This is a genomic window from Pseudomonas sp. ZL2, assembly GCF_054788455.1.
The window spans coordinates 203098-222385 of sequence record NZ_JBGOGX010000008.1 but is presented as its reverse complement, the minus strand read 5'-3'; the positions used below and the strand labels follow the sequence as shown (position 1 = coordinate 222385).

The 19288-nt window shown below is 66.2% G+C and carries 18 protein-coding genes; 6 read left to right on the top strand and 12 right to left on the bottom strand.

What is annotated here, in order from left to right; genetic code table 11:
• Positions 1-212: 212 nt before the first annotated feature.
• The 12 genes from ABM562_RS10195 to ABM562_RS10140 form a co-directional block, all read right to left on the bottom strand.
• The gene (locus ABM562_RS10195; RefSeq protein WP_258579061.1) at positions 213-1088 is read right to left on the bottom strand and encodes an SDR family oxidoreductase; all 876 of its coding nucleotides are present in this window, start codon (positions 1086-1088) and stop codon (positions 213-215) included.
• A gap of 30 nt (positions 1089-1118) precedes the next feature.
• Positions 1119-2267 carry an acetyl-CoA C-acetyltransferase gene (locus ABM562_RS10190; RefSeq protein WP_115085962.1) on the bottom strand — a complete coding sequence of 383 codons (1149 nt, stop codon included), beginning with the start codon at positions 2265-2267 and terminating at the stop codon, positions 1119-1121.
• A 22-nt stretch (positions 2268-2289) separates the two neighbouring features.
• On the bottom strand, positions 2290-3345 hold the full coding sequence (locus ABM562_RS10185) for an acyl-CoA dehydrogenase family protein (RefSeq protein ID WP_460421767.1): 1056 nt from the start codon (positions 3343-3345) through the stop codon (positions 2290-2292).
• 10 nt (positions 3346-3355) lie between these two features.
• Positions 3356-4522: an acyl-CoA dehydrogenase family protein gene (locus ABM562_RS10180; RefSeq protein WP_134063414.1), complete on the bottom strand. Its 1167-nt coding sequence runs from the start codon at positions 4520-4522 to the stop codon at positions 3356-3358.
• Between the two features lie 10 nt (positions 4523-4532).
• A complete protein-coding gene (locus tag ABM562_RS10175) occupies positions 4533-5288 on the bottom strand; it encodes an enoyl-CoA hydratase family protein (RefSeq protein ID WP_115085959.1) in 756 nt (251 codons plus the stop codon).
• Positions 5289-5299: 11 nt separating this feature from the next.
• Positions 5300-6367: an NAD(P)H-dependent flavin oxidoreductase gene (locus ABM562_RS10170; protein WP_115085958.1), complete on the bottom strand. Its 1068-nt coding sequence runs from the start codon at positions 6365-6367 to the stop codon at positions 5300-5302.
• 2 nt (positions 6368-6369) lie between these two features.
• On the bottom strand, positions 6370-7242 hold the full coding sequence (locus ABM562_RS10165) for an enoyl-CoA hydratase (protein WP_115085957.1): 873 nt from the start codon (positions 7240-7242) through the stop codon (positions 6370-6372).
• Between the two features lie 39 nt (positions 7243-7281).
• Positions 7282-8085 (bottom strand): CoA-transferase subunit beta, encoded by an 804-nt coding sequence (locus tag ABM562_RS10160; protein ID WP_115085956.1) that lies wholly within the window; start codon positions 8083-8085, stop codon positions 7282-7284.
• A gap of 12 nt (positions 8086-8097) precedes the next feature.
• Entirely contained in the window at positions 8098-8979 is an 882-nt protein-coding gene (locus tag ABM562_RS10155; RefSeq protein WP_115085976.1) for a CoA transferase subunit A, read from the bottom strand.
• A gap of 11 nt (positions 8980-8990) precedes the next feature.
• The gene (locus tag ABM562_RS10150) at positions 8991-9890 is read right to left on the bottom strand and encodes a VOC family protein (RefSeq protein ID WP_115085955.1); all 900 of its coding nucleotides are present in this window, start codon (positions 9888-9890) and stop codon (positions 8991-8993) included.
• A gap of 153 nt (positions 9891-10043) precedes the next feature.
• Positions 10044-11165 (bottom strand): LLM class flavin-dependent oxidoreductase, encoded by a 1122-nt coding sequence (locus tag ABM562_RS10145; protein WP_115085954.1) that lies wholly within the window; start codon positions 11163-11165, stop codon positions 10044-10046.
• A 126-nt stretch (positions 11166-11291) separates the two neighbouring features.
• On the bottom strand, positions 11292-12476 hold the full coding sequence (locus ABM562_RS10140) for an acyl-CoA dehydrogenase family protein (protein WP_460421766.1): 1185 nt from the start codon (positions 12474-12476) through the stop codon (positions 11292-11294).
• 218 nt (positions 12477-12694) lie between these two features.
• Between ABM562_RS10140 and ABM562_RS10135 the strand changes: the two genes are divergently transcribed.
• The 6 genes from ABM562_RS10135 to ABM562_RS10110 all read left to right on the top strand — a co-directional run bounded on the left by ABM562_RS10135 (position 12695) and on the right by ABM562_RS10110 (position 19231).
• Positions 12695-13210 carry a flavin reductase family protein gene (locus ABM562_RS10135; protein ID WP_115085952.1) on the top strand — a complete coding sequence of 172 codons (516 nt, stop codon included), beginning with the start codon at positions 12695-12697 and terminating at the stop codon, positions 13208-13210.
• Positions 13211-13219: 9 nt separating this feature from the next.
• Positions 13220-14899 (top strand): FAD-binding protein, encoded by a 1680-nt coding sequence (locus ABM562_RS10130; protein ID WP_460421765.1) that lies wholly within the window; start codon positions 13220-13222, stop codon positions 14897-14899.
• Positions 14887-15642: a glucose 1-dehydrogenase gene (locus ABM562_RS10125; RefSeq protein WP_134063242.1), complete on the top strand. Its 756-nt coding sequence runs from the start codon at positions 14887-14889 to the stop codon at positions 15640-15642. Before ABM562_RS10130 ends, ABM562_RS10125 begins: the two co-directional genes overlap by 13 nt.
• A 13-nt stretch (positions 15643-15655) precedes the next feature.
• Entirely contained in the window at positions 15656-16747 is a 1092-nt protein-coding gene (locus ABM562_RS10120) for a ferredoxin--NADP reductase (RefSeq protein WP_115085949.1), read from the top strand.
• A gap of 99 nt (positions 16748-16846) precedes the next feature.
• A complete protein-coding gene (locus ABM562_RS10115; protein ID WP_115085948.1) occupies positions 16847-17593 on the top strand; it encodes an SDR family NAD(P)-dependent oxidoreductase in 747 nt (248 codons plus the stop codon).
• A gap of 66 nt (positions 17594-17659) precedes the next feature.
• Complete coding sequence (locus ABM562_RS10110) at positions 17660-19231, top strand: FadD3 family acyl-CoA ligase (RefSeq protein WP_115085947.1); 1572 nt, start codon at positions 17660-17662, stop codon at positions 19229-19231.
• Positions 19232-19288: the final 57 nt, after the last annotated feature.

Here is a 19288-nt window from a genome sequence, read left to right as displayed (position 1 = left end):
TTGGGCGCCATAATAGCGCCCGACGAAGGTGTCCAAAATCATTAGGCCAGTTCAGTCCGGCTCCCACTGGATTGGCAGTGCCCTCAAGGTTGGTGCAGGACCTGTGGGAGCTGGCTTGCCAGCGATAGGGCCAGTGCAGCCAGCCCATAAATGCAAAAAACCGCGCCACCCTCGCGGATGGCGCGGCCCGCCTCATCGGCGCAAAACCTCAATCAACTGCCATAGACTTTCTGTGCTGGCAGCGACTCAGCCAATAGGTGCTCCACCGCTGCGCCCACATCAGCCAGCGCCCAGCGCCCCTGGTTATCCACCTGGGGCCCGCGCCGCCAGCCGTCGGCAATCGACAACTTGCCGCCCTCGACTTCAAACATCTGCCCGGTCACCGCCTGGGACGCCGCCGAACCGAGCCACACCACCAACGGCGCGACATTCTCCGGGGCGAAGTAGTCAAAGCCCTGCTCCGGCCGCTTCATCACCTCGGCAAACACTGCTTCGGTCATACCGGTACGCGCCGCCGGCGCCAGGGCGTTGGCGGTGATGCCGTAGCGCCCCAGCTCCGCCGCCTGCACCAGGGTCAGCGAAGCAATACCGCCCTTGGCCGCAGCATAGTTGGACTGGCCAATCGAGCCCTGCAAGCCGGCGCCGGAACTGGTGTTGATGATCCGCGCGGTGAGCTTGGCGCCGCCCTTGACCTGCTCGCGCCAGTAGCGCACGGCATGGCTGGCCAGGCAAAAGTGGCCCTTGAGGTGCACGGCCATCACCGCATCCCAGTCCGCCTCGGTGAGGCTGGCGAACATCCGGTCGCGGCAGATGCCGGCGTTGTTGACCAGCACATCCAGGCCACCAAAGGTCTCGATGGCCTGGCGCACGATCAGCCCGGCGTCGTCATAGCGGGTGATGTCGTCGCTGTTGGCCGCCGCCACGCCGCCCGCCGCCTGGATCTGCGCCACCACCGCCTGGGCCGCATCACGGTTGATATCGTTGACCAGCACCTTCGCGCCTTCACTGGCAAAGGCCTGGGCATAGGCGCGGCCGAGCCCGCCGCCGGCGCCGGTGATGATCACTACGCGGTTCTCGCAGCTGTGCATTGTCGCTCTCCCCTGTGTGGTTGCTGGCGCCTACAGGCGCTCGATAATGGTCACGTTGGCCTGGCCGCCGCCTTCGCACATGGTCTGCAGGCCATAGCGGCCGCCACTGCGCTCCAGCTCATGGAGCAGGCTGCACATCAGCCGCGTGCCGGTGGCGCCGAGCGGGTGGCCGAGGGCGATGGCGCCGCCATTGACGTTGGTCTGCGCGTGGGGGTAGCCGGTCTCCTTGAGCCAGGCCATGGCCACCGAGGCGAAGGCTTCGTTGATTTCCACCCGGTCGATGTCGGCCAGGGTCATGCCGGCGCGCTTGAGCGCATGGGCGGTGGCCGGGATCGGTGCGGTGAGCATCCACACCGGGTCGTCGCCGCGTACGCTGAGGTGATGAATGCGCGCCCGCGGCGTCAGGCCGTAGCGCTTCAAGGCCGTCCCCGAGACGATCAGCAAGGCACTGGCAGCATCGCAGGTCTGGCTCGACACCGCCGCCGTCACCCGGTCACAACCAAACAGGTATTCCAGCTCGGCCATCTTCGCCAGGCTGGTGTGGCGCGGCGTCTCGTCATGCTCGACCCCCGCCAGCGGGACGATCTCGCGCTCGAAGTAACCGTGCTCAATGGCACGCAAGGCCCGCTGGTGAGATTCCAGCGCGTAGGCCTCAAGTTCGCCGCGGCTCAGGTCCCAGTGCTCGGCAATCATCTGCGCTGCGCGGAACTGGGTCGGTGGCTGCGCGCCGTAACGCCGCACCCAGCCCTCGGAGCCGCTAAACGGGTCTTGAAAACCCAGGGGTCCGGCGGCGGTCATGGCCGAGGAAATCGGGATCTGGGTCATGGTCTGCACGCCCCCGGCGATCACCACGTCCTGGGTGCCGCTCATCACCGCTTGCGCAGCAAAGTGCACGGCCTGCTGGGACGAACCGCACTGGCGGTCGATGGTGGTACCGGGGACCTGCTCGGAGAGCCCGGCAGCCAGCCAGCTGGTGCGGGCGATGTCGCCGGCCAGCGGGCCGATGGTGTCGACGCAACCGAAAATCACGTCGTCGTAGTCGTCTTCGGGGATGCCGTTACGCTCGACCAGCGCACGCAGCACATGGGCGCCCAGGTCGGCGGCGTGAATCTGGCTCAGGCCGCCCTTGCGCCGCCCGGTGGGCGTGCGCAGGGCGTCGACGATATAGGCTTCAGGCATGGTCTACCTCAACAAGACAGGATCAGAATGTGCTGCCGGCGCCAATCGCCAGGCCAGTGTCGAATAGCGCGGCGCGTACCCGCGCCTTGTGCAGGCCACGGTCGCCCCAGCATTTGTCCAGGGCCCAGGCGCGCTTCATGAACAGCTGCAGGTCGACCTCCCAGGTGTAACCCATGGCGCCGTGCACCTGGATGGCGTTCTTCGCCGCCAGCGCCGCCGCTTCGGCGCAAGCAAGCTTGGCGTGGGACACCTGCACGGCCTGGCCCGGCAGGTTATGGGCAACGGCATGGGCGGCGCGGTACAGCGGGCCCTTGGCGAACTCGATCTGCACTGCGACATTAGCCATCAGGTGCTTGACCGCCTGGAACGAGCCCACCGGTTTGCCGAACTGCTTGCGCTCGAAGCTGTAGTCCACCGCCAGGTCGACCATGCGCTTGGCCAGCCCCAGCAGTTGCGCGGCATTGCCCAGGGCGCCGCGGTTGAACGCGCCAGCCCACAAGTGCTGCGCCTGTTCAGCGCTGGCCACGCAGGTAGAAGCACTCGGTGTCCACTGCACCTGGAACAGCTGGCGGCTGGGGTCTACCGACGCATTGCGGATGAGGCTCACCGCGCTGCGCTCCACGGCATGCACCTCGTCGCCATGGGCCAGCAACAGCAGGTCGGCGACATGCGCATCGCTGACCAGCGGATTGCCCGGTTCGGCCACCGCCAGGCGCGCCCGGCCCTCGGCAATCCGCGCCAGCCAGCGCTGCTGGAGCGGCGCATGCTGCGCATCAAGGCCGGCGAGCAGCGGCACGCCAACCAGCATGGTGTCCACCAGCGGCTCGGGTAACCCGGCGTACCCGCACTCCTGGGCCAGGAGGATGAAATCCAGTTCGTTCATGCCCATGCCGCCGCAGGCTTCCGGCACGGTGATGGCGCTCAGGCCCAGTTCCACCAATTGCCCCCACAGCACAGCGCAGCGCCCGCTGTCGCTCTGCCACAGTTCACGCAGGCGTTCCGGGGTCACTTCGTTGAGCAGAAAGCTGCGCACGTTGTCCTGGAACAGCAATTGATCGCTGCTGAAACTAAAGTCCATGGTCTGCTCCTCAGGCGCGGGGCATGCCGAGCATGCGCTCGGCGATGATGTTGCGCTGGATCTCGTTGGTGCCGGCATAGATCGGCCCGGCCTGGGCAAACAGGAAACCGTCCAGCCACTGGCCGACATCGCCGGCAGCCGGCGCCTCGGGCAGCAGCTCGGCGCGCAGGCCAAGGATGCTCAGGGCGGTTTCGTGCATGCGCTGGTCGAGCTCCGACCAGAAAATCTTGTTGGTCGAGGATTCCGGGCCGATCTTGCCGCCCTTGACCAGTTGCGAGGCGGTCATGTAGGTCGCCAGGGTGTAGGCCTCGGCGTCCAGCCAGGCGCGCATCACCGCCTCGGCAATGGCCGGGTCTCGGTCGGCGGCCTCGCGGTTGGCCAGGTACAGCTGTACCAGGCGCCGGGCGGTTTCCTGAAAGCGTGCCGGCGAGCGCAGCATCAGCCCGCGCTCGAAACCGGCAGTAGACATCGCCACGTGCCAGCCCATGCCCTCGCCGCCCAGGGCGTTCTCCACCGGCACCTTGACGTCATCGAAGAAGATTTCGGCAAAACCCGGCAAGCCATTGAGCTGCGGGATCGGCCGTACACTGATGCCGGGGGTGTCGAGCGGCAACAGGATGAAGGTCAGGCCATGGTGGCGCTGGGAGTTGGGGTCGGTGCGAAAGATGCCGAACACCCAATCAGCCCAGACCGCCCGGGTCGACCAGGTTTTCTGGCCGTTGATCACATAGTGATCGCCGACCCGCTCGGCTTTTGAGCGGATCGCCGCCATGTCGGAACCGGCACCCGGCTCCGACCAGCCCTGGGCCCAGATGTCCTGGCCGTTGGCCATGCGCGGCAGAAAGCGCGCTTTCTGCGCTTCGCTGCCGTACTCCATCAGGGTCGGGCCGAGCAGGAAGATGCCGTTCTGGTTGACCCGCGCTGGCGCCCCGGCGCGGTAGTACTCTTCTTCGAAAATCAGCCATTCGATCAGGTCGCAGCCACGCCCGCCCAGCTCGGTCGGCCAAGTGACCATGCCCCAGCGGCCTTCATTGAGCCGGGCCTCCCAGGCCCGATGCTGGGCAAAGCCAAGCTCTGTGTCGAATGATTGCAGCGGTTGCGCTGGTACGTTGGCCGCAAGCCAGGCCCGTGCCTCGGCGCGGAAAGCCTGTTGGGCCGCAGTGTAAGTCAGGTCCATGGCGGTGCCTTCAGCCGTTGAAGTGGGCATCGCGCTTCTCGACGAACGAGTCACGCGCTTCCTGGGAATCCTGGGTGCGGTAGGCTTCGAGGGTGAAGCCCTGCTCCCAGCGGTATTTGTCTTCCAGATTGCCGTCCTCGATGCCGTTGAGCGCTTCTTTGGCCAGGGCGATCATCGCCGGGCTCTTGGCGGCAATGCTGCGGGCGATCTGCAGGGCGGTCTCGCGCAACGCCTCGCGCTTGACCACCCGTTCGACGGCGCCCAGGCGGTAGGCTTGGGCGGCATCGATCATCTCGCCGGTGAAGTACATGTGGCGCACCTTCTGCACCGGGAACAGGCGCTGCAGGTGGGCACCGCCGCCCATGGCGCCGCGGTCCACCTCAGGCACGCCAAAGCGCGCGCAGTCGGCGGCGACGACGATGTCGGCGGCGCCGCAGATACCGATACCACCACCCAGAACAAAGCCGTGCACGGCGACGATCACCGGTTTCGGGTTGCGGTGAATGGCCTTGAAACTGTCGTAGTTGCCCTTGTTGACCGCGACGATCAGGTTGCCGTCGGCGGCCAGTTCCTTGATATCGACGCCGGCGCAGAAGCCGCGGCCTTCGGCGCGGATGACGATCACCCGCACCTGCGCATCGCGGCCCAGCGCTTCGATGGCGCTGGCGATCGCCGCCCAGCCCTGGCAGTCGAAGGCATTGACCGGTGGCCGGTCGAAGACCAGCTCGGCGATGCCGTTGTCGATAGTGACGCTAAATGTGCTCATGCCTTTCCCCTTCATGAAATACGGCGGCTCAGTTCGCCCAGGCGCGCTTCGGCGTCACGGACGATCTGTTCGATCAGTTCGGCGCAGCTCGGCAGGCTATGAATGCTCGCGGCCACTTGCCCGGCCGGCAGTACGCCCTCGGCCGGCAGGCCATCGACCATGGCCTTCTGGATCACCATCGGCGCGTTGGCGGCCATCAGCGCCTGCGCCGCGCTCAGTTCGCCGCTGCCGCGCATTTTCAGGGCGCTGGCGAGCAACTGCGCCAGGCTGGTGCCGCTGTGGCGGCGGTAGGCCAGGCCGCTTTTGAGCGCCAGCAACCAGCGTTTGAGGCCGCCGCTGGCTTCCAGCGCATCGAGCAGCTCGTTGCGGATCATCCGTTGCGGCATGCCGTCGATGGCGCGGCTGACAATCACTGCCGCCGGGTCCTTGACCGCCAGGTAACGGGCCAGGGTTGCGGTTGGCACCGGGCTTTCGGCACTCATCAGAAAGCGCGTGCCCATGGCAATGCCCGCCGCGCCATAGGCCAGGGCCGCGACCAGGCCTTGGCCGTCCTTGAAACCGCCGGCGGCCACCACCGGCACCTTGAGCGCATCGACCACCTGGCCGAGCAGCAGCGAGGTCGGCACCGAACCGGTATGCCCGCCGCCCTCGCCGCCCTGGATGGTCACTGCATCGGCGCCCATTTCCACGGCTTTCTGCGCATGCTTGAGGGCGCCGACCGTGGGTATGCACACTACGCCGGCGTCCTTGAGCCGGGCGATCATCTGCTTGCCCGGCGAGCGGCTGTAACTCACCGCCTTGACCTTGTGGCGCAGCACCAGCTCGACGATGTCGGCGGCATTGGCCTGGTACATGTGAAAGTTGACCCCGAACGGCTGGGCGCTGAGACGCTTGGTTTCGACGATCGCCGCCTCCATGCGCGCCGGTTCAATGGTTGCCCCGGCCAGAAAGCCGAAGCCGCCGGCGTTGCCGGTGGCGGCCACCAGTTGCGGCTCGGCAACCCAGCCCATGGCGGTCTGGATGATCGGGTAGCGACAACCCAGCAGTTCGGTGAGCGGTGTTTGCAGGCAGACCGTCATGCTTACGCCCCCTCCGGCTTGCGCTGGGAACTGGCCATGGCGCGGGCGTCGTAGCCACCCAGGCGGTCGCCGGACACCAGTTCGTTGTGGGCGTGGGCGAAGTGATGCAGGCCGAATACCATGTCCATGGTCGCGCGCTTGCCCATCAGGTCCTCGGCATTGTTCACCGCCTGCTTGCTCAGTTGCAGGCCCAGGCGCGGCATCTGCGCAATGCGTTCGGCGATGGCCAGGGTTTCCTGCTCCAGGGCCTCGCGCGCCACCACCCGGTTGACCATGCCCATCTGGTAGGCGCGCGGCGCCGGCATCGGTGTGCCCATGAACAGGAACTCCTTGGCGATCCGCGGGTTGAGCTCATGCACGTGGGCAAAGTATTCGACCCCGGGGATGCCCATGCGCACCACCGGATCAGTGAAGTAGGCATCCTCGCTGGCGACGATCAGGTCGCAGACCCAGGCCAGCATCAGGCCGCCGGCAATGCACGCGCCCTGGACCATGGCGATGGTCGGCTTGGGCATCTCGCGCCAGCGCCGGCACATGCCCAGGTACACTTCCTGCTCGCGGGCATAGAGAAACTCGCCGCCCGGCTTGTCGACGTGGTCGTACCACAGGCTGACGCGCTCGAAGCTCTGGTTGACGTCGCGCTCCGGCGTGCCGATGTCGTGGCCGGCCGAAAAATGCCGGCCGGCCCCGCACAGCACGATGACCTTGATCGCGTCGTCGGCGCAGGCCCGGCGAAACGCCGCGTCCAGCGCGTAGGTCATGCGCGAGTTCTGGGCATTGTGGTACTCCGGGCGGTTCATGGTGACCATGGCCACCTCGCCACGGACCTCGTACAGCACCACCTCGGCCTGGTTGTTATTGTTCTGCTCGCTCATCGATTGCTTCTCCGGCAAGGCGTACTGCCCGGGCCCGGCTCAACGCAGGTTGCGCTGGCCGGCGGGGTTGTCTTTCAACTGGCTGGCCCGCAGGTTGTGCGGGTCGAGGCGACGGATCAGCTGCAGCTGCGCCTCGCTTGGCGCGGCGGTGACCGGGCAATCGGCGTCCACCTGCAAGGCGAAGCCGGTGTTGTCCTGGACCTCGTCGACGCTCACCCCCGGGTGCAGCGAGCGAATCCGCACCTGGTGCTGCGGGCCCTGGAAATCGAGGACACACAGGTCGGTGACGATCAGGCGGATGTCCACCTCGTCCAGCGCCCAGCCACGGGCCAGGCGCGCGGGGTTGTAGCCGATCGACGAGACCATATCGACCTCGCCTTCGACGAACACCCGGCGGTTGTGGCTGGGCACGAAAAACGAGTTGGCATGGCTGATCGAGTTGCCCGGCAGGCCGCGCACCCCGAGCATCTGCGCCTTGGGCCGGGCGTAGTCGCCGATGCACGACAGGTTGGCCTGGCCGAAGCGGTCGATCTGGATCGGACCGACCAGCGCATGGCGCTTGCCGCCCCAGACGTTGTCGAAGATTCGCGAAAAACCCATCCAGCTATCGCGCTTGGCTTGATAGCCGTTGCGCGCGCCGAGGGGTACCGGTTCAGCGACCATGTAGGCTTCCGAGTCGGTCATCAACAGCTGCGGGTTGCTGGTCAGCATGCTCAGGGAGGCGGCCAGGCGCGGGATCACCCCGATGCCGGTGGCCAGGACTTCACCGTCGTCGCGCCAGGCCTCGGAGGCGGCGCAGATCATCAGTTCGGCGAGGCTGTACGTCGTAGCTGGCGTGGTCATAGGGAAACTCGCTTAGAAAACCGGCAGGGGAAGCTGGCGGATGGCGGCCAGGCCACCGACCTGTTCCAGGTACTGCTCGTGGGAGCAGGCGACAAATTGCTCGACATAGGCCTGCCAGCCCTCCTCGGCCTGGGCCGAGGCGGTGTAGGCCTTGAAGTGCGGCACATCGAAGCCGTACAGCGGCGCGCACGACGAGGGGTGCGCACCGCCCGGCACATGGGCCACCGCGGTGGTCAGGTTGCGCTCCCAGAACACTTGATGAGCGCGCTCCGGCGCACTGTGGAAGTAGTCGCTGTCGACCAGGTGATCGCAAGTGACGTAGCTGTGGCGGGCAGCGCGGACGAACAGGTCATCCATGTAATGGTCGGGGCCGCTGATCTGGCAGACCCCGCGGGCATCGGCACGGTCGACGTGGATCAGCGCGGCGTCGAGCGTGAGCGCCGGCATCGCCACCCAGTCCTTGCCGTCGGCATAGGGTGAAGCCACCAGCTTGATCTGCGGGTTGTGGCGCAGCACATCGGTGCCCAGGCCGACCGCCGTGGGAATGAACGGCACGCCCATGGCCGCGGCGCGCAGGCCAAGCAGGAGCATGCCTTCGTCGATCTCCATCACCTCGATGGCGGCGTCCTGGCGGGCCTTGCGAAAGTACGGCTCGAGCGGAATGAAATCGAGCGAGACGAAGGCGAACACCAGCTTCTTCACCTTGCCGGCCGCGCAGAGCATGCCGACGTCGGCGCCGCCGTAGGCGACCACGGTCAGGTCCTTGAGGTCGGAACGCAGGATCTCGCGGATCAGCGCCATGGGCTTGCGCCGCGGGCCCCAGCCACCAATGCCGAGGGTCATGCCGTCACGTAGCTGGCCGACCATCTGCGCCGTGGTCATTTGTTTGTCCATCATCGTTGTCCTCATTGGCGGCCGACACTGAAGTCGTGGCCCCAGTGGCTGACCACCGTGCTTTCGAAGGGGGTGTGCTGGTTCCAGTCGACCACCAGGCCGTCACAGCCGTACTCCAGGTCAAAGCCTGCCGGGGTTTTCATGTAGAACGAGACCATCTGGTCGTTGGTGTGCTGGCCGAGGGTGGCCGAGAGCTTGACGCCGTGGGCGTGCATGCGGTCCAGGGCGCGGCCGACCTCGTCCAGGCCGTCGACTTCGACCATCATGTGCACGCAGCCATGGGGCACCGGGCATTCGAAGATCGCCAGGGAGTGGTGACGGCCGTTGTTGCAGTGCAGGAAGTGAATGCGTTTTTCCGGCTCGGCCGGGTCTGGGGTGAAGCGCACTTTCATCAGGTCCGAAAGACCAAAGCCCATGACCCGCTGATAAAAATCGCGGCAGCGCTCAAAGGTTGGCGCCGGCAGCACCACGTGGCCCATGCCCAGCTCATGGGTGACAAAGCCCTTGACCGCCACCGGCGAGACAAAGCGGGCAAAATCCTGGCGCGGGCCCCAGAACAGCTCGTGGCGGTTGCCGTCCGGGTCGCAGAACTGCGCCAGGGCCTGGACCTTGCGCAGTTCAGCCTGGGCAGCGTTGCCGCGCTCAACCGCGATATCGGCCTGCTGCAGCTCGGCGATCGCCTGCTCGAACGCGGCCTCGCCGGCCAGCTCCCAACCGCAGGCACCGAAGCCGTCCTGCTCGCTGCGGAGCACCAGGATACGGTACGGGCGCTCGTCCATTTTCAGGTACAGGTGCGCGCTGTCAGCGCCCTCGCCGGCCACCATCATGCCCAGCACCTGGGTTGCGTAATGACGCCATTGCGCCAGGTCGGTGGACAGCAGGGTGACGTAACCCAGACCGCGGATATCCATGCTTGTTATCCTCGCGTTGATCGACGTGTTGAGCGCTATTCAAGCCCGACGCGCAAGGCCGGGCATCGTCTGTTGGGACTAGCGGGAGCGGGCTAGTTTCGCGGGACAAGCCCGCGCCTACACAGGAGCGGCTTTGACCCGCGATGCTTACCCTTACTGCTTGCGAAAATGCGGAATCACCTTCTCGCCGATGTTGCGCAGGGTCTCCAGCTGGGCCCATTGCGGCACGGTGCCCATCTGGCAGATGAACAGGATCTCGTCGGCGCCGGCGTCGATCAGGCGTTGCACGTAACCGATGCAATCTTCGACCGTGCCATAGGCATGGTTGGGGTTCATCATCGCCATGGTCGGGTCGGAGAAGTCGACGCTGACTTCCTCGGAGGCAAAGCGCGACTTGATCACCGCCTGGCCGTTGCCGTCGACGTAGGTATCGTCCTTCCACTTTTCCGGGTCCGGACGCTCGCCGCCGCCGTACCAGTAGCCCAGCGACTCCATGAAGTAGCGCTGGCCACGGATGCCGATGCGCCGCGCCAGTTCGTTGTCGTCAAGGACGATGGCCGGGCACAGCGCGGCAATATGCCGGTTGGGACGAAAGCCCACCTGCTTCTTCTCGTCACGGTTGTCCCAGGCCTGGTGATAGACCTCGACCTTCTTGGCGATTTCTTCCGGGCCGCCGAAGCCCAGCACCAGCGCGCCCATGCCGCGGCCACCAGCGTTCTTCAGCGATTCGGTGTTGGTGCAGGCCAGGTACATCGGTGGGTGTGGGTCCTGGTACGGCTTGGGATGGATCGGCCGCTTGGGGATCTGCACGAAGTCGCCGTGGTGCTCGATCTCGTCCTGAACGAAGATTTTCGGGATCAGGTACATGGCTTCATCGATCTGCGGCTGCAGGGTCGCCAGGTCGTAGCCGAAGGTACCGGCCTCCTGCTGGGTGCCGCCCTTGCCCACGCCAAAATGCACCCGGCCCTTGGACAGCAGGTCGAGGGTAGCGATGCGCTCGGCGACCTTGACCGGGTGGTTCATCGCCGGCGGCAGGCACACCACGCCATGACCAATGCCGATGCGCTCGGTTTTGCCGGCAACAAAGGCGAGCATGGTTTCCGGCGCCGACATGTGCGAGTAGTTGCTCAGTGCGGTGTGCTCCACGCACCAGAAGGTGTCGAAACCGAGCTGGTCGGCCAGCACCGCCTGCTCGACGGTGTCATCGAAGATCTTGCGGTCGCCTTCGCGACTGGAGTCCACCGTCTGTGCTTCGTAAATCAATGAGAATTTCATGCTTGATCCTTGTTCTTGTTAACGGCTCGGTCGGCGCCTGGGACCCGCGCCTTGCCACCATGCTCGGGGATCGCCGCGCCGCTCGAATCCCGCAAACGGACTAGCCGGTTTCTGTGTTCGACCGGTTCAGAGGAAGAAGTCGCTGCTGTCCTGGCCCATGCTCACGCCGCCCAGGTTCCAGGCGTACTTGGCCGGGTTGTTGGCGACGTGGGCGCGGCCGGTATGAATGTCGCGAAAGGCGCGGTTGATGGCGTGGCTGCGAAAGATCGTCGAGGCGCCGCTGTTGAACATCAGCTCGGCCACCGCCTTGGCGCACTTGTCGGCGACCAGCGCCGAGTCGTAGCGCATCTTCACCCGCGCCTGCATGGCCAGCGCTTCGCCGGCCTCGGCGGCCTGGAGCATCAAATCGAAATTGCGCAGCAACACCGTGCGGCACTCGTCGACGCAGACCATGGCATTGGCCAGGGCGGTTTGCGCCGCCGGGTCCTGGAGCATCTTGCGCCCGTCGTTGACGCCGACGCGGCTGCGGTTGTGCTCGACGAACAAGTCGATCGCGCCCTGCAGGGCCCCAATCGCCGAAGACGACACCGCGCGCACGAAGATCTGCCCGAACGGCAGGCGGAACAACGGCGCACTGTTGACCGCGTTACCCGGGCTGTATTGCATGAAGCCGTCGACAGCGCGGTGGGTGCGGTAGTCGGGGACGAAGGCATCGCTCACCTGGATGTCGTGAGAGCCAGTCGCCTCCAGGCCCATGACGTTCCAGTTGTCGATGATCTGGTAGTCGCTGCGCGGCACCAGGAAGGTCCGGTAGTCCGGCGCCCCGCCGGCTTCTTCGGGCGGTACCAGGGCGCCGAGAAATGCCCACTGGCAGTGCTTGCTGCCCGAGGAAAAACCCCAGCGTCCACTGAGCTTGAAGCCGCCCTCGACACGCTCGACCTTGCCCACCGGCATATAGGACGAAGAAATCAGCACGCTGGAATCCTCGCCCCAGACATCCTGGGCGGCGCGGTCGTCGAACAGCGCCAGTTGCCAGTTGTGGATGGCCACCACCCCGAGCACCCAGGCCGACGACATGCAGCCTTCGGCCAGGGTCATCTGCACCTCGAAGAAATCCCGCGGCTGCAGCTCGTAGCCTTCCCAGCGCGCCGGCTGGAGGATGCGAAAAAAGCCGGCTTCGTGGAAATCGCGCAGGGTTTCGGCCGGCAGCTGGCCAAGTTGCGCGGCATGGGCGGCACGTTCACGCAGGATCGGCACCAGCTCGCGGGCGCGCTGGGCCAGACGCTGGCGTATCAGGTCTTGGTTGAGCATGTTGTTGTTCTCCTCTGATCACCCCGTCCGCCGGGGCGCGCGTGCAGCAGAGGCGCAACCGGCCTCTACCCCGGCATTCAAGCAAGGCGCCCGGCGGCCAACATCCCTCAAACGGACCATGCAGCGACGGCGCGCCTCGACTAGTCCCCTCGGACGATGTTGGGCCTTGCGCCGGTTGCAAGAATTCATCGCACTCCAAGCCAACCAGAGGCCGTGCGATGAACAACAACAATCTCAAAGCCGACATGCTCCAGGCCATGCGCCGCCTGGCCAAATCCGTGACCATCATCAGTACCAGCAACGGCACCCAGCGCTTCGCCATGGCCGCCACCGCGGTCGATTCGCTGAGCACCGAGCCGCCGTCGCTGCTGATCTGCGTGAACACCAGCGCCTCACCGCATGCCGCCCTGGCAGACGGTGCCGACTTCTGCGTGAACATCCTCGGTGTCGAGCAGCAGGACCTTGCGCACCTGTGCAGCGGCGCGATCAAGGGCGAGGCGCGCTTCGAGCGTGGCGACTGGCAGACCAGCGAAGAAGGCATTCCGTTTCTGGCCGATGCCCAATCGTCGATTCTGTGCCGCCAGGATGGGCGCATGACCTATGGCACCCACACCATTTTCATCGGCCGCATCCTGCGCATCCGCACCAGCCCGACCATCACCCCGCTGGTGTACCTGGATGGCAGCTACACCACCACGGCGGCGCCGGCGCGCATGATTGCGGCAGCGGGCTGAGGCCGGCGCATGAGCAGCCTGAACGGGTTGATGCCACTGCGAGTGGACAGTGCCGAACAGTTGCACTGGCACGCACAGGCCGAGCTGGTGGTGGTCGGTTTTGGCGGCGCCGGTGTCTGCGCCGCCATCGAGGCCGCCAGCCGCGGGCTCAGCGTGCTGGCCCTGGACCGCTTCGCCGGTGGCGGTGCCACGGCGCTCAGCGGTGGCGTGGTCTATGCCGGCGGCGGCACGCCCTACCAGCAGCGCGCCGGGTACCCGGACAACAGCGAGGCAATGTTCAACTATTTGAACCAGGAAGTCGGCGAAGCGGTATCGGCCGGCACCTTGCGCGATTTCTGCGAGCGCAGCTGCGAGCAGCTGGCCTGGCTGGAACGCCACGGCGTGGCTTTCGAAGCCAGTGTGCCGCCGCAGAAAACCTCCTACCCCAGCGACCGATACTACCTCTATTACTCAGGCAACGAAGCGGTGCCGGCCTACGCCGCGCAGGCCAGCCCGGCACCGCGCGGCCACCGGGCCAAAGGCCCGGGCATGTCCGGTGCCAGCCTGTTTGCGCCGCTGCGCGCCAGCGCTTTGAAGCTGGGCGTGCGCCTGCGCAGCCAGTGCGAAGTCCGCCAACTGGTTCTGGACAACCACGACCGGGTAGTCGGTGTGGTGGCCTGGCAACTGCCTGCCGATAGCCGCGCTGCCCGCCGCCATGCACGCCTGGCGCGCTGGGCCAGTGCCATCCATATGTACGCCCCGGCGCTGGCCGACATGCTGCGCAAGCGCCTGCGGCAGATCGAGCAGCGCCATGCAGTGCGCACCCTGATCCGCGCCGAAAAAGGCCTGCTGCTCAGCTGTGGCGGCTTCATCTTCAACCGCGCCCTGGTAGCCCGGCATGCGCCGCAGTACCTGGCCGGCCTGCCGCTGGGCACCACCGCCTGCGATGGCAGCGGCCTGCTCCTGGGCCAAAGCGCCGGGGGCACCTTGGCACGCATGGACAAGGTCAGCGCCTGGCGCTTTATCAACCCACCGCTGGCCTGGGCCCGCGGCATGATCGTCAACGGCTTCGGCCAGCGCTACTGCAACGAAGAGGTGTACGGCGCCACCCTCGGCCATGCCATGGTCGAGGAGCAGAACGGCAAGGCCATCCTGATCCTCAATCGCGCCCTGGTGCGCCAGGCGCTCAAGCAGGTCGGCCCGGGCAAGGTGTGGAACTTCCAGCGCCTGCCGGTGCTGCTCAACCTGCTGTTCAACGCCAAACGCGGCAACAGCCTGGAACTACTGGCCGAACGCTGCGGCTTGCCCGTGGGCAACCTGCGTCAGAGCGTGGCGCAGTACAGCCGTGCGGCCCGTGGCGAAATCGCCGACCCGCTGGGCAAGTCGGCAGCCATGCTCTGCCCGCTGGACAGCGGCCCCTGGTATGCGCTGGACCTGTCCTACGACAGCCGCCTGTTCCCCTGCCCGGCCCTGACCCTGGGCGGCCTGCGCGTCGACGAGGGCAGCGGCGCGGTGCTCGACCTGCACAGCACGCCTATCGCCGGGTTGTACAGCGCCGGACGCAATGCCGTGGGTGTCGCCTCCAACCTGTATGTCTCCGGCCTGTCCCTGGCCGACTGCATTTATTCCGGGCGGCGCGCCGCGGCGCACATCGCCGCGCGCACCGCCCCCAACCCCGCACCATCAGGAGAACAACCATGCAACGTGTAGAAGGCAAAGTCTGCATCGTCACCGGCGCCGCCAGCGGCATCGGCCGCGAGGACGCCCTGCTGCTGGCCAGCCAGGGCGCCCGGGTGGTGCTCACCGACCTCAATGAACAGGCCGGGCGCGAAGTCGCCGCGCAGATCGGCAGCAATGCGCTGTTCATCCGCCACGACATCGCCAGCGAAAGCGATTGGCAGCAGGTGATCAAGACCACCCTGGAGCACTTCGGGCGCCTCGATGTACTGGTCAACAATGCCGCCATCCTGGTGGCCGGAACCATCGAGAACACCTCGCTGGAAACCTGGCAGAAGGTGCAGAAGATCAACGGCGACGGCTATTTTCTCGGCTGCAAATATGCCATTGAAGCCATGAAGGACAGCGGCGGCGGCTCGATCGTCAACATGTCCTCGGTAGCCGCCCTCGGCGCCATGCCGATGTTCTGCGCCTACTCGGCCTCCAAGGGTGCGGTGGCGGCGATGACCCGCTCCATTGCCCTGCACTGCAAGCAGCAGGGTTATCGCATCCGCTGCAACAGTGTGCACCCGGACGGCGTCAACACGCCGATGACCCAGGCCCTGGCCGGTGGCCAGCCGATCGACCAGGCGCTGCTCGACCAGGATCCGATGAACCGCATGTGCGCGCCGCGCGATATCGCCAACGTGGTGCTGTTTTTGGCCAGCGACGAATCTAACTTCGTCAACGGTGCCGAACTGCGCGTGGACAACGCGCAATTGATCAGCGGCATCTGAGGCGAGGATGAACATGGGCATGCAAGCGCTTGGGCAGGACTCGCTGGTTTCGGCCACCGGAAGCTATCGGCTGCAGGTTTGCGCGGTCATCGACGAAACCGCCGATGCGCGTTCGCTGGTACTGGAGGTGCCGGCGCAGTTGCGCGAGCGCTTTCGCTACCAGCCGGGGCAGTTCTTGAGCTTTCGCGTGCCCTGTGCCGGCAAACTGCTGACCCGCTGCTACTCCATGGCCAGCTCGCCGCTGTGCGATGCCCGGCCCAAGGTGACCATCAAGCGGGTCGCCGGGGGCCGGGTATCGAACTGGATGAACCAGCAGGTGCAGGTCGGCGACTGGCTCGAGGTGCTGCCGCCAGCCGGGCACTTCTGCCTGGATGAAAGCCAGGCCAGCGACCCGGCGCGGCCGCTGGTGCTGTTCGGCGGCGGCTCGGGCATCACCCCGGTGATCTCGATCCTCAAGTCGACGCTGCACAGCAGCGAGCGGCCGATCCGGCTGGTGTATGCCAACCGCGACGAAGCCTCGGTGATCTTTCGCGACGAACTGCGCCAGCTGAGCCAGGACCACCCGCAGCGCCTGCAGGTGATCCACCTGCTCGATTCGCTGCAAGGATTTTTGCGCGACGCCCAGGTGCAGCAACTGGTGGGCGAAATGCGTGGCGGCGATTACTTCATCTGCGGCCCGGGGCCGTTCATGGACACCGTCGAGCGCAGCCTGCTGGCCTTGGGCGAGGCCGCCGAGTGCATCCATGTCGAGCGTTTCGTCTCCCCGCCCGATCCCGATGAAGTCGCAGCGCAAGAAGCCATTGCCCGCGCGGCCGCCAGTGAGTCGGCCTGCGAGCTGCTGCTGGTCGAGCTCGACGGCCAGCAACACGAAGTCGCCTGCCAGCCCGGCGATACCCTGCTGCAAAGCTGCCGTGCGGCGGGCCTGGAGGTACCGTCATCCTGCGAAGAAGGTTTTTGCGGGGCCTGCATGTGTACGGTGCTCGAGGGTGAAACCCGCCTGGCGCGCAACGATGTGCTCAGCGCCCGGGAGCTGGAAGAAGGCTGGACCCTGGCTTGCCAGAGCCGGCCGCTGGGCGCGCGGGTACGCTTGAAGTTCCCCGGGTGAGGGCCTGTGCCCGCTAGTCTCATCGGACGATCACTGCGGCCCCGACTGCGGTTAGACTCGGCGCCAGAAGCCCCACAACAATAAAACAGAGGTTCAGTTATGGCTCGTTTGCACAACAAGGTCGCCGTGGTCACCGGCGGCGCATCGGGTATCGGCCTGGCGTGCGTGCGCCGCTTCATGGCCGAGGGTGCCCAGGTCGTCGGCCTGGACATTGGCGAGGCCCCGGCGGACTTTCCCGGCCTGTTCATGAGCCTGGATGTGCGTGATGAACCCCGCGTGCAGCAGGTGATGAGCGAAGTCATCAGCCGCTTCGGGCGTATCGATGTGCTGGTCAATGCCGCTGGCGTCGCCGACCAGGGCAGCGTGACCCAGACCACGACCGCCAACTGGCAGCGGGTGCTGGACATCAACCTCACCGGCAGCATGCTCACCAGCAAACACGTGCTGGCGCAGATGGAGTCCCAGCGCAGCGGCTCGATCATCAACATCGGCTCGATCTTCGGCCTGCAGGGCTGCGACGGCAACGTCGCCTACAACGTCTCCAAAGGTGGCATCAACCAGCTGACTCGCTCGATGGCCATCGACTACGGCTACGCCAACATCCGCGTCAACGGCCTGTGCCCTGGCCTGATCGAAACACCGATGACCAGCATGGTCCGCGAACAACAGGCGTTCCACGCCTTCTTCGCCTCGCAGCACATGCTCAACCGTTCCGGGCAGCCGGACGAGGTGGCCAATGTCGCGCTGTTCCTCGCCTCCGACGAAGCCTCGTTCGTCAGCGGCCAGATGATTGCCGTGGACGGCGGTTTTTCCGCTGGCCGCCGCTTCGCCCCGCCTAGCGCCTGACCCCGTGTGCCGGGCACCCCGCCCGGCCCCTTCCCTGCTCATTCATCCTCAGCCTGAGGAGGCATCATGCTGCCTGTCGAAAACGCTCAGACCATCGCCCAACTGTTCGCCAACGCGGCCCGGGAATACGCCGACAAGCCGGCCATCGAAGACGGTGGGCAGATCATCAGCTACCGCCAGCTTGACCAGTTGCGCCAGCAGGCCGCCCGCGCCCTGCTGGCCCTGGAGGTACAAGTGGCCGACCGGGTGGCGGTGTGGGCGCCCAACCTGTGGGAATGGATCGTCGCCGCCGGCGCCCTGCAGAGCGTCGGCGCCACCCTGGTGCCACTGAACACGCGCATGAAGGGCAGCGAAGCCGGGCATATCCTGCGCGAAAGCGGCACCTGCGTGCTGTTTTGCATCAGCCGCTTTCTCGACACCGATTACCCCGCCATGCTCGTCGGCGAAGCGCTGCCGGCGCTGCGTGAGGTGATCAGCCTGCGACCGGTAGATCAGCCACAGAGCGGCCTGGCCTGGGAGGCCTTCATGGCCCTCGCAGAACGGGTGCCGGACGCCCTGCTGCAAGCCCGTGAGCAGCACGTCGGGCCGCAGACCCTGTCTGATCTGCTGTTCACCTCCGGCACTTCCGGCAAACCCAAGGGCGTGATGACCGCCCACGGCCAGAACCTGCAAGTGGTGCGCGACTGGAGCGAGATCGTCGGGCTGCGCCGGGGCGATCGCTACCTGATCGTCAATCCGTTCTTCCATTCCTTTGGCTACAAGGCCGGCTGGCTGGCGGCACTGATGCGCGGCTGCACCATCGTCCCGCAGCAGGTGTTCGAGGTGCAGGCCGTGCTCGACTGTGTACAGCGCGAGCGCATCAACATCCTGCCCGGGCCGCCGACCCTTTATCAGTCACTGCTGGCCCACCCGCAACGCTTGGACTACGACCTGAGTTCGCTGCGCATCGCCGTCACCGGTGCCGCCGCGATCCCGGTGGAGATGATCGGGCGCATGCGCGAGGAGCTGGGCTTTGCCACCATCGTCACCGCCTACGGCCTGACCGAAGCCTGCGGCTTTGCCAGCATCTGCCGCCCCGGTGACAGCGCCGAACGGGTCGCCAGCACCAGCGGCCGGGCCATGCCCGGGGTTCAGATCCGTTGCGTCAACAGCAGCGGCGCCAGCGTGCCAGCCAACGTGCCCGGCGAGGTACTGATTCGTGGCTACAACCTGATGCGCGGCTACCTCAACGACCCGCAGGCCAGCCTGGAAGCGGTGGATGCCGAGGGCTGGCTGCACACCGGCGACATCGGCGTGCTCGATGAACACGGTTACCTGCGCATCACCGACCGGCTCAAGGACATGTTCATCACCGGTGGCTTCAACGTCTACCCGGCGGAGATCGAACAGACCCTGTTGCAGTACCCGGGGGTGGCCCAGGCTGCAGTGATCGGCATAGCCGATGAACGTCTGGGGGAAGTGGCCATGGCCTTTTTGCTGGCGGTGCCTGGGCAGGTGATCGACGTGGCAAAGTTCACTACCTGGTGCCGAGAGCAGATGGCCAATTACAAGGTGCCGCGGCGGGTGCAAGTGGTCGAGGCCTTGCCGCTCAATGCCACGGGCAAGGTGGCCAAGCAGGTGTTGCGCGGCTGGGTGTGAGGGCTGCTGTGCAGCCCATCGCCGGCAGGGCCGGCTCCCACAGGGGCCGGTGCATGC